Source organism: Enterobacter sp. WCHEn045836, assembly GCF_003965585.1.
GTDB classification, from domain to species: Bacteria; Pseudomonadota; Gammaproteobacteria; order Enterobacterales; family Enterobacteriaceae; genus Enterobacter; species Enterobacter dissolvens.
On record NZ_RXPT01000002.1, the window covers coordinates 134603 to 146881 of the forward strand.

The window sequence follows — 12279 nt, forward strand, 5'->3', positions numbered from 1 at the left end:
AGTGATTTTTTTACGCAATGCTCAATATTAAATCGGCAATACGGACGAAACAATGAAACAACACGAAACGGCAGAGAATTCTCAAGGCCAGCTTTATATTGTACCTACTCCTATCGGGAATTTGTCTGATATTACCCAACGTGCGCTGACCGTATTGCAAGCTGTTGATTTAATTGCTGCTGAAGATACCCGGCATACCGGTTTATTGCTGCAACACTTTGCGATTAACGCTCGTCTCTTCGCCCTGCACGATCATAATGAGCAGCAAAAAGCAGAAACGCTGGTGGCGAAGCTCAAAGAGGGGCAGAACATTGCGCTGGTCTCTGACGCCGGTACGCCGCTGATTAACGATCCGGGCTACCATCTGGTGCGTACCTGCCGTGAAGCGGGGATCCGGGTGGTCCCTCTGCCGGGACCGTGTGCTGCGATTGCTGCGTTGAGCGCTGCGGGCCTGCCGTCCGATCGTTTCTGCTATGAAGGTTTCCTACCCGCCAAATCCAAAGGCCGCCGTGATGTGTTAAAAGAGCTGGAAGCTGAACCGCGTACGCTGATTTTCTACGAATCCACGCATCGCCTGCTGGAAAGCCTGGAAGATATGGTGACCGTCTGGGGAGAGAGCCGCTACGTGGTGCTGGCGCGCGAGCTGACCAAAACCTGGGAAACCATTCACGGCGCGCCGGTCGGCGAACTGCTGGCGTGGGTAAAAGAGGACGAAAACCGTCGCAAGGGTGAGATGGTGCTGATTGTCGAAGGGCATAAAGCGGAGGAGGACGCACTGCCTGCCGATGCGCTGCGTACTCTGGCACTGCTACAGGCTGAATTGCCGCTTAAGAAAGCGGCGGCACTGGCGGCGGAAATCCACGGCGTGAAGAAGAATGCGCTCTATAAATATGCGCTGGAGCAGCAGGGGGAGTAAGTGATATGAGCCGCTACCAGCCTCCTTTCACGATCACACCATCGATTCTCAATCAGGTTGTTGAGATTGGTGAGCTATTAGGGCACTGGGCGGCGCATTCAGGAAGAAACTCTCCGTTACTGCGTAAAGAGAACCGAATCCGCACCATCCAGGCTTCTCTGGCCATTGAACATAACTCTCTGACGACCGGACAAGTAACGGCAATCATGGAGGGTAAACGCGTGCTCGCACCTGAAAAAGATATTCAGGAAATGCGTAACGCGATTCTGGCTTATGAGAAATTGCCTGAATGGAAGCCCTGGACGCTCAAAGACTTACTCAGTGCACACCGGTTATTAATGCTTGGTCTGGTTGATAACCCTGGCAAGCTCAGAATGGGGGACGTAGGCGTATATCGCGGGAATCAGTTGGTCCATATGGCTCCACCCGCTTCCCAAATTAACCGGCTTATTGCTGATCTGCTTGCCTGGTTAAAAGAAACCGAACTCCATCCACTGATTACCAGCTCAGTCTTCCATTACGAATTTGAATTCATCCATCCATTTTCTGATGGGAATGGTCGTATGGGGCGGCTGTGGCAAACGTTGATTTTGAGTCAGTGGCGCTCAGAGCTTGCCTGGCTGCCAGTTGAGACACTGATTCATTTTCAGCAGGATCGCTATTATCAGATTTTGGGAGAATGTGACCGGGCGAGTGATTGCACCGCATTTATAGAGTTTATGCTCCAGAATATGGCTGAAGCGTTGCGGGAGGGCATAGGGGCACCTTCTGTTATGTCGGAAAAAATGTCGGAAGAGATGTCGGAAAAGGAAACGACTATTCTTGAGCTTCTTACCGTTCAACCGCAGATGTCCGCAGCGATGTTAGCATCCATGCTAGGTGTCACTTCCCGCACTGTGGAACGCTATCTCAGCGCCTTGCAAACAAAAGGGAAACTAAAGCGCATGGGAGCCAGGAAAGGAGGAAGCTGGCAGGTCATGCCTTAACCTGCTCAGCCGATCATGTTTTATTTTTCTGGCATCGCCTCAAACACCAGCGTTTCCAGCGGTTTGAGGGTAATCACCACCGCGTTTTTATACTCTGCCGGTATCGTGGCGTTACTGCCATAGACCGCTTTCAGGCTAAACGGCGTCGCATCTCCGGTCGGGATTTCGAAATCTTTCGCCAAATCCAGATAATAGCTTTGCGGTTTATCCGACGGGTTTCGTAATCCAAAAATGGCTTTGTCTTGATTCCACGACGCCCAGCCGTAGATCTCAAGCGCCGTTGGGTCTCCGCCAATCCAGTGGGTATCCACCAGCACGCTGGCGTTATCCCGGGACCATTTGGCAGCCTGTGCCAGGGTATCCCACTTCGCCTTGTTGAGCATTGAAGGGGTGATATACAGCTCCTGCAACTGGGTGCCGGTGGCGAAGTAGCTCCAGACCTGGTCAGCAAAATCACTGTCCGTTTGCACCTTCTCCAGACCGTAATACGCATTCTCCGCGCTGACGATCCCGTGATACATCAGGGAGTTCAGCGGGAACAGCGGACCTTTACGCACAATAGAGCGATACGTCTCCGCATCGCGATAGGTCATCCACTGCTGCACCGGCGTGCCGGGGCCGTACAGGTTGATATCGTCACCCTGACGCCAGATGGAATCAGCGTAAAATAGCCAGGATGGGCTGGCATTGGTACCGGTCGTCAGGTTGATAAACAGATTCGGATTGGCGCTGCGCATGTTATGCAGCAGTGCAATAGAGGCGTCAAAATCCGAGGCGAACGGGCTGCCTTTGATGTGCGAGTTGGCGTTGCCCATGCCGTCCAGTTTAAACGAGGTAATATGCTCGTTTTTTATCAGCTTAACGATCTGCTCATTAAAGTTCTTAAAATAGTTCGGGCCAGACAGCGCCAGCTTCCCGTCTACCGTTTCGAAACCATACTCTTTTGCATGCGAGACGCGCGTATCGCGCGGTTTGTTATATCCGCCCCATGGCGAGAGCCACAGGCCAACAGAGCTGTGCAGGCTGTCTGCTTTCTCCCGTACCTTGCCAAAACCTTTGCTGAAAGCCGGGCCGAACAGCCAGCGCCCGGTAAGGTCATCCCAGCCATCGTCAAGCAGGAAAGCATCCAGCGCGACACCCCGCCCGGCAATAAACTCCTTGTTCCATTCGTCCATCCGCCCCAGCACATCCTGCTCGGAGTACGGGGTAAAGAAGCCGATGTCCATCCAGCTGTTGTAGTGTAAGTAAGGCTTATACGGACGCGGACGCACGGCATCGATAAACTGGTTTACGCTACGGCGCAGTTGGCTGGTCTCCGGGAAGGTACCGAAGTAGGTGGTGTAGCTGACCGGGGTTGCCGGCTGAATGGGTGTTTTCAGCTCCACGTTGAGGTTGGTCGTCGCTTCATAGGCGTACGTGTTAACGATGGGTTTATCCGGCAGGATAAAGAACGAGTCTGCAATAATCGGCGAGCTGTTAATTGCCCCGTCTACATAAGGTGCCTGAGCCTGCTTTTTGGTCGGGAAGAAGGTGATTTTCGCCACATCCCGTGGCTGCCCGACGGCGGCGATGGTGTAGTCGATGCTGGCGTATTTGCCCTTCACCAGGTTCAGCTTCACCGTCACGTTAAAGTCAGGATGGGTGAAGTCGACGACAATACCACTGTCCTGTTTTTCGACATGTTTGACCTTAAAATCCGCCGTGTGGATTTTAGTCTCGTCCGGCAGCGTCAGAAAGAACAGCTCCTGCGGCGTCAGCGGATGATTAGCCCTGGTGTCCTTCACCACGACCGTCGAGTTCGCGTCATCAAATGACAGGGCAATGTTGTCGTTATTAAGGGTGTAATTCGCTGCTAACGCGCTATGGGAAACACCCAGGGCAAGCATGGATAGGGTGAGGATTTTTTTCATCAGGGTAAGATCCTTTTTCATCAGGCTTCTGCCGGAAGCAGCAAGCGGTTTGCCGAGCCACACACGGTAATTTTGCTTCTGACCACCTCTTTCATGGCATCCATTCCGACCCGCATATAAAAACGCGGATCGTTACCCTGCGGGTTTTCAGCAAACCAGGCTTTCACTGCGTCAGAGAAGGCGATTTTCAGCTCGGTCGCCACGTTGACTTTGCACACACCCAGCGCGATGGTGCGACGTACATCCTCATCCGGCACATCGCTCGCGCCGTGCAGCACCAGCGGCACGGTGACCACTTCACGGATTTCGGCCAGGCGCTGGAAGTCAATTTTAGGGCGTTTGGTATACAGGCCATGTGCGGTGCCGATGGCGACGGCGAGGCTATCGACGCCGGTCAGTTCGACAAAGCGTTTCGCTTCCTGCGGGTCGGTGAGAAATGCACTCTCCGCGTCGACGCTCATGTCATCTTCCACGCCGCCCAGACGGCCCAGCTCAGCCTCGACGCTACAGTCGTTGAGGTGGCAGAAATCGACTACCGATTTCACCAGCTTCACGTTTTGTTCAAACGGATAGTGGCTGCCGTCGATCATCGCGCTACGCACGCCAGCGGTAACCTTGCGACGAATATCGTCGAGAGATTCGTGATGATCGAGATGCAGCGCCAGCGGCATGTCGTAGGTTAATGAATATGCGCTGCACAGGGCGTAGATCTCTTCCAGGGCAATATGTTTGAACGTACCCGGCGTGCCTGCGAGGATCACTGGCGATCGCATCTCGCTACACACTTCGAGGATCGCCTGGATCGTCTCTGCGTTGTGGATGTTAAACGCCGGCACGGCGTAGCCTTTTGCCTGTGCGTCCTGCAGAAGATATTTCGTTGAGATAATGCTCATGATGCGATCCTCTTAAGCCTGCCACGGATGAATAACAACGCCCTGTACCACGCGGTTGACCGTGCCACTGGCGGATGGCGTATCGGGTGTATTGCCCACGCTGAGGGACTGGGACAGCGCAAAGACCTGGGCGTACATCAGGAAGCAGAACGCCTGTTCCATATCAATGAACGGGCGTGAAGGCGGCAGCAGGATGTGCGGGCCCGCTTCAATCACCGGATCGTTTTCAGCGGCGATGGCGACAACGCGCAGGGCCTGGCGATCGCGACGCAATTCCGCCAGAAGATCCAGATCGTACTGACGCGTATACGGATGGCTGGAGATAAACACCACCACCAGCGTTTCGTTATCTACCAGCGACTTAGGCCCGTGACGGAACCCCGTTGGGGAATCGTAAAATGCCGCCAGCTTGCCCGCCGTCAGTTCCAGTACCTTCAGCGCAGATTCGCGCGCCGCCCCCTGCAGGCCACCGCTTCCCAGGTAGACGATCCGTTTCCAGGGCTCGTTACCAAATACGCCATGTCGGAAATCACCAAGTGAGATGAGGATCGCCTGACAGCGATCGGCCACGTCGCGGAAGGTGTTGCTGTTGATCGTCTCTGGCGCGAATACGGCCAGGCAGCTTGCCATCATGGTGGTGATACTGCTGGTCATCGCGAAACCGCGATCGTGCGTTTCGGCAGGCATCAGCAGGGCACAGGCGTTATCACTGTCGATAGCGCTCTGATACAGGTTTCCCGCCTCGTTACAGGTGATCGACAGATGGTAGCACTCCGGCACGAACTGATTAGCCAGCTCAACGGCGGCGACGCTTTCAGGGCTGTTACCGGAACGGGCAAATGAGATCAGCAGCAGCGGATGTGCAGGGCTGAAGTAATCCATCGGGTTCGTGACCAGATCGGTTGTCGGTACGGCGGAGATGTTTTTCCCGGTGTGGCTCGCAAGCCATGGCGCAATGATATCGCCTATAAACGCGGACGTGCCCGCGCCGGTCAGTACGATCCGCAGATCGTGCTTACGCAGCAGTGGCGTCAGGAAACTGTCAATCGAGGAACGCAAATTATCGATGTTGTGGAGCGAGCGAATCCAGCTGGCAGGCTGCTGGCGGATCTCTTCTTCGGTCCAGGTGCCGGTTGTGGCGGTGGGAGTGATCTGTGGCATAACTCAGTCCTTAGTCGTGTGAATTCCACATCAGACGCTGGCAAATGTGTCGCTATCTTTCGTTTCGTTTCACTTGTTCATTTAAGCAGTTAAATAAAATCTATAGAAAAGAAATCGAAAGTTCAATGAAAGAAAAGAAATAAAACGAAAAGTGTGATCGCGAAAGGAAAGGGTAAAATTAAGGAAAGGAAAAGAAAGGCCTTACGGTTTGACGCCGTAAAGCCAAAAGGAGACACAATAAAAGGGCTAAAGGGGGAGAGCCTGGCCCTGAATCCAGATCTGCTGAAGGTGTAAACCGTCATCCAGCGCAATAATATTGGCGCGTTTCCCTGGCGTTAAGGAGCCCAGCTGATGATCACTGCCCAGCAGGCGGGCAGGATGCAGCGAAGCCATATGAATAGCCTCTTCTGCTGTCACACCCGCATGTTCCACCATATGCCTGACGGCGGCATCCAGCGACAGCGTGCTTCCCGCCAGCCCGCCAGAGGCGGTTTTCACCACGCCGTGGTGCATTGTGACCTCTTCGCCACAGAGCATATACCGCCCGTCCGGCATACCTGCCGCCTGCATGGCATCGGTAATCAGCACCACGCGGTCCTTCGCACAGCAGCTGCATATACGCATGGCGCCCGAATGAACATGATGACCGTCGGCAATAAGCTCCAGCCACGCCCGTTTGTCCGTCAGCCCGGCACCGACCATACCCGGCGCTCTGTGATGCAGCCCCGTCATACCGTTAAAGCAGTGCACCAGCCCGTCTGCACCGACGTCAAAGGCGGCGAGGGTTTGCTCGTACGTGGCGCCACTGTGGCCCAGCATCACACGGATACCCCGCTGCTTCAGGTGGCGAATGGCCTGTAGCGCGCCGGGTTTTTCCGGTGCCAGTGCCACCACCTTCAGCGTGTTGTGCGATACCGCAATCAACGCGTCCAGCTCGGCGATATCCAGTTCCCGAAACAGCGCGGGTGGATGCGCCCCTTTGTTCTGCGGGGTAAAGTACGGGCCCTCCAGATAGCTGCCCAGAATCTGCGCGCCAGGGCCGCCTGACTGACAGCGTCGGGCGATCCGCGTGAGTGCGCCGTGAATCGCCTCCAGCGGCGCGGTGACCGTCGTGGGCAAAAATGCCCCGACGCCTTCACGTGCTTTATGGAGAGCCAAAACATCCAGCGCATCGGGGGCGTCATCCATCACATCCACACCCATGCCACCATGAACGTGAATATCAATGAATGCCGGGCAAAGCTTATCGGCATCGCGGGCGTGAACGCCTTCGGGGATGGGTTCAATCGCTGCGATAATGCCGTCCTCAAAACGAAGCTGGTGGTCATCCAGCCAGCCTTGTTCGGTCAGCACCCGTCGCGCGCGCAGCAGTTGGCTCATATTCCTTCCTCTGCGGGCGCTTCCTCGCGACAGCGGCCAAGCTCATCTACCAGGCTCGTCAGGCCGCGGTGGCCACACTCCAGCGCCTGCAGACGAAACGCTTCGCTGGTTAATCCATCGCGCTCCAGCACCATCTCCAGCAGCAATTGCAGGTTGGTACCGGTGATCACTTCGCTGCCCGGTCTTTTCATGGCGAGCATAGAAGCAACGCGAAACGGCGTCCCGCCCAGCAGATCGGTAAGGAACACTATATCGTGCCGTGCGTCGAGCTCGCTCACCGCCTGCTCAAGCTGCGCGGTCAGCCGCGCGGTGGTGGAGGTTTCAGGAAAATCGATGGCAATAAACTGCGGCTGCTCGCCCAGGATCTGCTTCATAGCCTGCTCAAGCCCGCTGGCAAAACCGCCGTGACCTGTCAAAATAATGCCTAACATCGCAACCTCTTTGCTTTTACAGGAAGTGACAGAATTTACCGACAACACCCAACACCACGGTGATACCAATCAGCCGCAGCGGGCTCCAGCCACGACGCACCAACCAGAACATGGTCAGGGTGTAGACCAGCGGCAGAAACGCGGGCATCAGCTTATCGATAACGTCAGCCTGCAGTTTGACGACCGCATCACCGGCTTTGATTTCGAGCGTGGTATTGAGACGAACATAGGTTGCCACCAGCGCACCGATCACCGTCATCCCGACAATGGAAGCCGCATGGCCGACCTTTTTAGTATTGGCTTTGATCAACGGAATGGCTGCGACGCCCATCCGGTAAGCGTAATGCGCCAGGCCAAAGCGCAGGCCGAGATGCACAACGTTAAACAGCACGATAAACACCACCGCACCCAGAATCGAACCTTGCAGCGCCAGGCTGGCGCCAATACCGCCGCAGATCGGCAACAGGGTCAGCCAGAACATGGCGTCACCAATGCCGCCAAGCGGCGCACCGACGGCAATTTTGGTGCTCTGAATACTGTTTACATCCTGTTTGGAGCGTTCCATCGCCAGAATGATGCCGATAACAAAGGTCACCAGGAACGGGTGGGTATTAAAGAACCCCATGTGGCCTTTCATGGCTCGCGCCAGATCGCGCTTGTTGGTATGGATCTTTTTCAACGCGGGCAGTAACCCGTAAAGCCAGCCGGAGGCCTGCATACGTTCATAGTTGAATGAGGCCTGCAGCAGCATAGAACGCCAGGCCACGCGGTTGATGTCCTTTTTCGTCAGTTCTGCACCGATGCTCTGGTCTTCGTAGACGTTTTCATTGACGCCGGTCAGCAGCGTCTCTTCGCTTTCAGACACGCCCGGTAATGTTGTGTGATTAGATGCCATCTTCGAATTCCTCTTTCTGGGCCGCTGGTGCCGCCGGTTCAGGTGATTTACGCATCAGGTCTATCAAAGCCATGGCCAGCGCGGCAGCGGCAATCGCCAGCACCGGAAGCTTGAGCCAGGCCGCGGCGACAAAACCGATAATGAAGTAGGGGATGTAGACGTTTTTCATCATGATTTTGAGCAGCACGGCAAAGCCAATGGCAGGCATGATGCCGCCCGCGACGCCAAGGCCGTCAATCAGACGCGCCGGCAGAACATCAATGGCGGTTTTCGCGTGTTCTGCACCGAAATAAATGGGCAGAAACGCGCACAAGAAATAGAAGAGGCCGAGTGCCAGCAGAGCCAGATAGTTAACCCGTTCAATGCCGTTAGTATCTGCATTAGCCGCCATGCGATCGCAGCGGGACATCACACCGGACATTACCGAGAAGAGGAAGGTAATTCCCATCTGTACCGCGACGGCAAACGGCACGGCGACCCCAACGGCGACATCCGGTTTCACGCCTGTGGTGATGGCAAACGTGGTCCCGACGATGGTGCCGATAATGACGTTTGGCGGCTGTGCGCCCGCGAGCGGTGCCAGACCCATCCAGACCAGCTCTAACGTCCCGCCGGTTAAAATCCCGGTGTGCAGATCGCCAAGGATCAGGCCAACCAGCGGCCCAAGTACGACCGGACGGTGCATGTGTGTTAAGCCATTAAACATATCCAGACCCGCGATAAAGGCGAGAAGCCCCAGCGCGAAAGCCTGCAACAGACTGATTTCCATTGTGAATCCCTCAAAGCAGTTTAAAGAGATCCAAAGCAGTCTCTGTTGGAACGCCCTGAACGAAGCATTCCACCCCGGCCGCTTTCAGGCCGTTGAAGGCGGCGATGTCGTCCGCGTCTACAGATACCGTTTTGGCAATTTGTCGTTTGCCACTGGCGTAGTGCATGTTTCCTACGTTGATACGGGTGATGGGCACGCCCCCTTCAACCAGCTTCAGAAAATCAGCGGGAGATTTACAGACCAGTAGAATTTTCTGGCGATCAGCGGCGCGATGAATGTTGTCGATCACTTTTTGCAAAGACCAGAAACGCACGGCGATCCCCTCCGCGAGCACCATTTCCATCAGGTTCTGTTGAACCGGATCCTCTGCCACCTCGTCATTCGCGACCAGTACCAGGTTCGCCCCCGCGAACCCCACCCATTGCACGCCCACCTGACCGTGGATCAGACGTTCATCAATTCGGCATAAGACAATGTTTGGCATAGCTTTTTCCTCTTTTTAATTATGCATGCTGAGTCGTTACGCCTTCGCAGGCGGCGTGGTACTGCTGAAGTATGTCCTGAATGTGGTTGATGATGAGTTCTCGCGGCGTTGACTTGAGAGCCCCCTCGCGAACTTTGCTGTACTGCAACGGCAGATACTGGCTAATCAGCGGCAACGGTAGCGGTTCGTCCGCCAGGTTACGCACCAAACGTTCAAAGGCATCGTCAATCTGGCTGTCCGGCCAGTAGTAGCGTACGCGGTCAGAGTAGCTGTAGCCGCGCGCCAGGCGGCGTGCGTTGCTGTCGCCATGGTAGTGGCTTTGCCAGTATTCCGGCCGATCGAGCATCACGTTTTCCAGCACGTGACGCAGGCCCGAGCTGGCTTTCGCTGGCAGCAGCTCCTCTTCTATGGCAGCCAGCGCAAAGAGTGCCTCGCGCAGAGCGAAGGTGAGGGCCGGGCCGACTTTTAAAATGGCGAAGTGGTCCTTTACCAGCTGGCGAAGCGCCTGTGGCGTCTGGTAGTCGGTGGAGTGCGCTTCAAAAACCAGCGTATCGTAGGCTTCAACCATGGTGCTCAGGGCATGGGCTTTTTGCGGCTGGTAGTCACAGACGTGCCCATGGTCGAACTCCACGCCAGGCTGAACCACCAGGCCAATAATGCGTGGCCAGATGTCACCTAACCCTTCCTTTTCGAACGCATGACGATGCGCCTCAAGCGTCGCGCGAGCCGCGTCCGGCGTGGTGACTTCAAGCTCGGTAAGCGTTTCGTGTGCGCCACCCGGCACGGGGACTTCAGTGCCAATGACATAGACCAGATCGGATTCACCAAACTGTTCACGGCAGGTCTTCTCGGCGACTTTTGCCAGACGTGCCGCGCGTTCGGCGACAATCGCGTCGGTCAAAGGAACCGGATCATCCTCGCAGGACATACTGCAGTCGAGGTGGATCTTTTTGAACCCGGCTGCGACATAGCTTTTGATAAGATCGTCAGCATTTGCCATCGCTTGCTGCGCGGGCAGGTGTTGCCAGCGGTTTGGCCCCAAGTGGTCGCCGCCGGGGATCAGCTGTGACGCGGGGAAGCCAAGAGAGTCCGCCAGCTTGCGGACGAACCCGTAAAAGTCGGTGGGCGTCATGCCGGTGTAACCGCCAAACTGATCGACCTGGTTTGAGGTGGCTTCAATCAGCAGCGGCGTTTGTTGCGAATGGGCGTAACGAATTGCAGCTTCAAGTACTAATGGATGTGCGGAACAGACGGCATAAATCCCGTTTGAATTCCCCCGTTTATGTTGTTCCACCATATCAGTCAGATGTTTCACTTTCCTCTCCATTTCGGATGGTGATGGTATTCATCTTTCGTTTTGTTTCATTTGATACTGCATTATGGTGGTATAAAAATAAAACGAAAGATAATGGTTTTCCGATCTGTTTCACAAAAGAAACGCAATGAAAGGTTTCAGCGTCGGGAAGGGGAGGGTAAGAACGGCAGATGGGGCTTGCATTCCCCTAAAAGAAAGGCCTTAATAGGCAAAACGAAATGAAACGAAAGTTTATTTATAAAGGATCGCGTATGAGCAGCACTGATTCCTCCGCGGAAAAGCGCATCACCGGCACCAGTGAAAGGCGAGAGCAGATCATTCAGCGGTTGCGGGCGCAGGGAAGCGTACAGGTTAACGATCTTTCCCATTTATACGGCGTGTCGACGGTAACGATCCGCAACGATCTGGCTTTTCTGGAGAAGCAAGGTATCGCCGTTCGCGCCTATGGCGGCGCGTTGATTTGCGAAGGTAATGTGCCGGGCGTTGAACCCTCCGTTGAAGATAAAAGCTCGCTGAATACTGCCGTGAAGCGCAGCATCGCGAAGGTTGCCGCAGAACTGGTAAAGCCAGGGCATCGAATCATTCTGGATTCGGGTACCACAACGTTTGAAATTGCCCGAATGCTGCGCCAGCACACAGATGTGATTGCCATGACTAATGGCATGAACGTCGCGAACGCTTTGCTGGAAGCGGAAGGAGTGGAACTGCTGATGACAGGCGGGCATCTGCGCCGCCAGTCGCAATCCTTTTATGGCGACCAGGCGGAGCAGTCATTACAGAATTATCACTTCGATCTTTTGTTCCTGGGCGTTGACGCAATCGATCTCGATCGCGGCGTGAGTACGCACAATGAAGACGAGGCGCGCCTCAACCGCCGGATGTGCGAAGTGGCAGAGCGTATTATTGTCGTGACCGACTCCAGCAAATTTAACCGCTCAAGCCTGCATAAAATCATTGATACACAACGGATTGATATGATTATTGTCGACGAAGGCATTCCGGCGGAGAGCCTGGATGGGTTGCGTAAAAGCGGGATCGATGTGGTGCTGGTGAAAGGGTAGTTTCTCCCCTCATCCTAATCCTCTCCCCTGTGGGGAGAGGGGACTGCTCGGTGCGGTTTTTACCCTCTCCCCTGTGGG

12 protein-coding genes are annotated in these 12279 nt (G+C 55.1%); 3 read left to right on the forward strand and 9 right to left on the reverse strand.

All coding sequences use genetic code 11. The features are described from left to right. Positions 1–52 precede the first annotated feature (52 nt). Positions 53–916 carry a 16S rRNA (cytidine(1402)-2'-O)-methyltransferase gene (gene rsmI, locus EKN38_RS03055; RefSeq protein ID WP_013098896.1) on the forward strand — a complete coding sequence of 288 codons (864 nt, stop codon included), beginning with the start codon at positions 53–55 and terminating at the stop codon, positions 914–916. A gap of 5 nt (positions 917–921) precedes the next feature. Beyond that, positions 922–1902, forward strand: coding sequence for a Fic family protein (locus EKN38_RS03060; RefSeq protein ID WP_014833413.1), 981 nt, complete (start codon positions 922–924; stop codon positions 1900–1902). A 20-nt stretch (positions 1903–1922) separates the two neighbouring features. Here EKN38_RS03060 and EKN38_RS03065 read toward each other — a convergent pair whose 3' ends face one another. From EKN38_RS03065 to kbaZ, 9 genes are all read right to left on the reverse strand, one after another. Next, complete coding sequence (locus EKN38_RS03065) at positions 1923–3812, reverse strand: enterotoxin (RefSeq protein ID WP_043951809.1); 1890 nt, start codon at positions 3810–3812, stop codon at positions 1923–1925. Between the two features lie 20 nt (positions 3813–3832). Continuing rightward, positions 3833–4705 carry a tagatose-bisphosphate aldolase subunit KbaY gene (gene kbaY, locus EKN38_RS03070; protein ID WP_014833411.1) on the reverse strand — a complete coding sequence of 291 codons (873 nt, stop codon included), beginning with the start codon at positions 4703–4705 and terminating at the stop codon, positions 3833–3835. Positions 4706–4717: 12 nt separating this feature from the next. After that, positions 4718–5866 (reverse strand): SIS domain-containing protein, encoded by a 1149-nt coding sequence (locus tag EKN38_RS03075; RefSeq protein WP_014833410.1) that lies wholly within the window; start codon positions 5864–5866, stop codon positions 4718–4720. Between the two features lie 246 nt (positions 5867–6112). Next, positions 6113–7246, reverse strand: coding sequence for an N-acetylglucosamine-6-phosphate deacetylase (nagA, locus tag EKN38_RS03080; RefSeq protein WP_014833409.1), 1134 nt, complete (start codon positions 7244–7246; stop codon positions 6113–6115). Next, positions 7243–7677, reverse strand: coding sequence for a PTS galactosamine/N-acetylgalactosamine transporter subunit IIA (gene agaF, locus EKN38_RS03085; RefSeq protein WP_014833408.1), 435 nt, complete (start codon positions 7675–7677; stop codon positions 7243–7245). Before agaF ends, nagA begins: the two co-directional genes overlap by 4 nt. Before the next feature lie 16 nt (positions 7678–7693). After that, a complete protein-coding gene (gene agaE / locus EKN38_RS03090) occupies positions 7694–8572 on the reverse strand; it encodes a PTS N-acetylgalactosamine transporter subunit IID (protein ID WP_013098890.1) in 879 nt (292 codons plus the stop codon). Then, positions 8562–9341 carry a PTS N-acetylgalactosamine transporter subunit IIC gene (gene agaW / locus EKN38_RS03095; protein ID WP_014833407.1) on the reverse strand — a complete coding sequence of 260 codons (780 nt, stop codon included), beginning with the start codon at positions 9339–9341 and terminating at the stop codon, positions 8562–8564. The genes agaE and agaW overlap by 11 nt, the downstream gene beginning before the upstream one ends. A gap of 10 nt (positions 9342–9351) precedes the next feature. Beyond that, on the reverse strand, positions 9352–9825 hold the full coding sequence (gene agaV, locus EKN38_RS03100) for a PTS N-acetylgalactosamine transporter subunit IIB (RefSeq protein ID WP_014833406.1): 474 nt from the start codon (positions 9823–9825) through the stop codon (positions 9352–9354). 19 nt (positions 9826–9844) lie between these two features. Further along, on the reverse strand, positions 9845–11152 hold the full coding sequence (gene kbaZ / locus EKN38_RS03105) for a tagatose-bisphosphate aldolase subunit KbaZ (protein WP_043951703.1): 1308 nt from the start codon (positions 11150–11152) through the stop codon (positions 9845–9847). A gap of 239 nt (positions 11153–11391) precedes the next feature. Here kbaZ and EKN38_RS03110 point away from each other — a divergent pair, with 239 nt between their 5' ends. Then, on the forward strand, positions 11392–12201 hold the full coding sequence (locus EKN38_RS03110; RefSeq protein ID WP_013098886.1) for a DeoR family transcriptional regulator: 810 nt from the start codon (positions 11392–11394) through the stop codon (positions 12199–12201). Positions 12202–12279: the final 78 nt, after the last annotated feature.

Bases quoted from the DNA above. Each gene is read 5' to 3' on its own strand.
- rsmI (WP_013098896.1), top strand. From the start codon at position 53: ATGAAACAACACGAAACGGCAGAGAATTCTCAAGGCCAGCTTTATATT.
- EKN38_RS03060 (WP_014833413.1), top strand. From the start codon at position 922: ATGAGCCGCTACCAGCCTCCTTTCACGATCACACCATCGATTCTCAAT.
- EKN38_RS03065 (WP_043951809.1), bottom strand. From the start codon at position 3,812: ATGAAAAAAATCCTCACCCTATCCATGCTTGCCCTGGGTGTTTCCCAT.
- kbaY (WP_014833411.1), bottom strand. From the start codon at position 4,705: ATGAGCATTATCTCAACGAAATATCTTCTGCAGGACGCACAGGCAAAA.
- EKN38_RS03075 (WP_014833410.1), bottom strand. From the start codon at position 5,866: ATGCCACAGATCACTCCCACCGCCACAACCGGCACCTGGACCGAAGAA.
- nagA (WP_014833409.1), bottom strand. From the start codon at position 7,246: ATGAGCCAACTGCTGCGCGCGCGACGGGTGCTGACCGAACAAGGCTGG.
- agaF (WP_014833408.1), bottom strand. From the start codon at position 7,677: ATGTTAGGCATTATTTTGACAGGTCACGGCGGTTTTGCCAGCGGGCTT.
- agaE (WP_013098890.1), bottom strand. From the start codon at position 8,572: ATGGCATCTAATCACACAACATTACCGGGCGTGTCTGAAAGCGAAGAG.
- agaW (WP_014833407.1), bottom strand. From the start codon at position 9,341: ATGGAAATCAGTCTGTTGCAGGCTTTCGCGCTGGGGCTTCTCGCCTTT.
- agaV (WP_014833406.1), bottom strand. From the start codon at position 9,825: ATGCCAAACATTGTCTTATGCCGAATTGATGAACGTCTGATCCACGGT.
- kbaZ (WP_043951703.1), bottom strand. From the start codon at position 11,152: ATGGAGAGGAAAGTGAAACATCTGACTGATATGGTGGAACAACATAAA.
- EKN38_RS03110 (WP_013098886.1), top strand. From the start codon at position 11,392: ATGAGCAGCACTGATTCCTCCGCGGAAAAGCGCATCACCGGCACCAGT.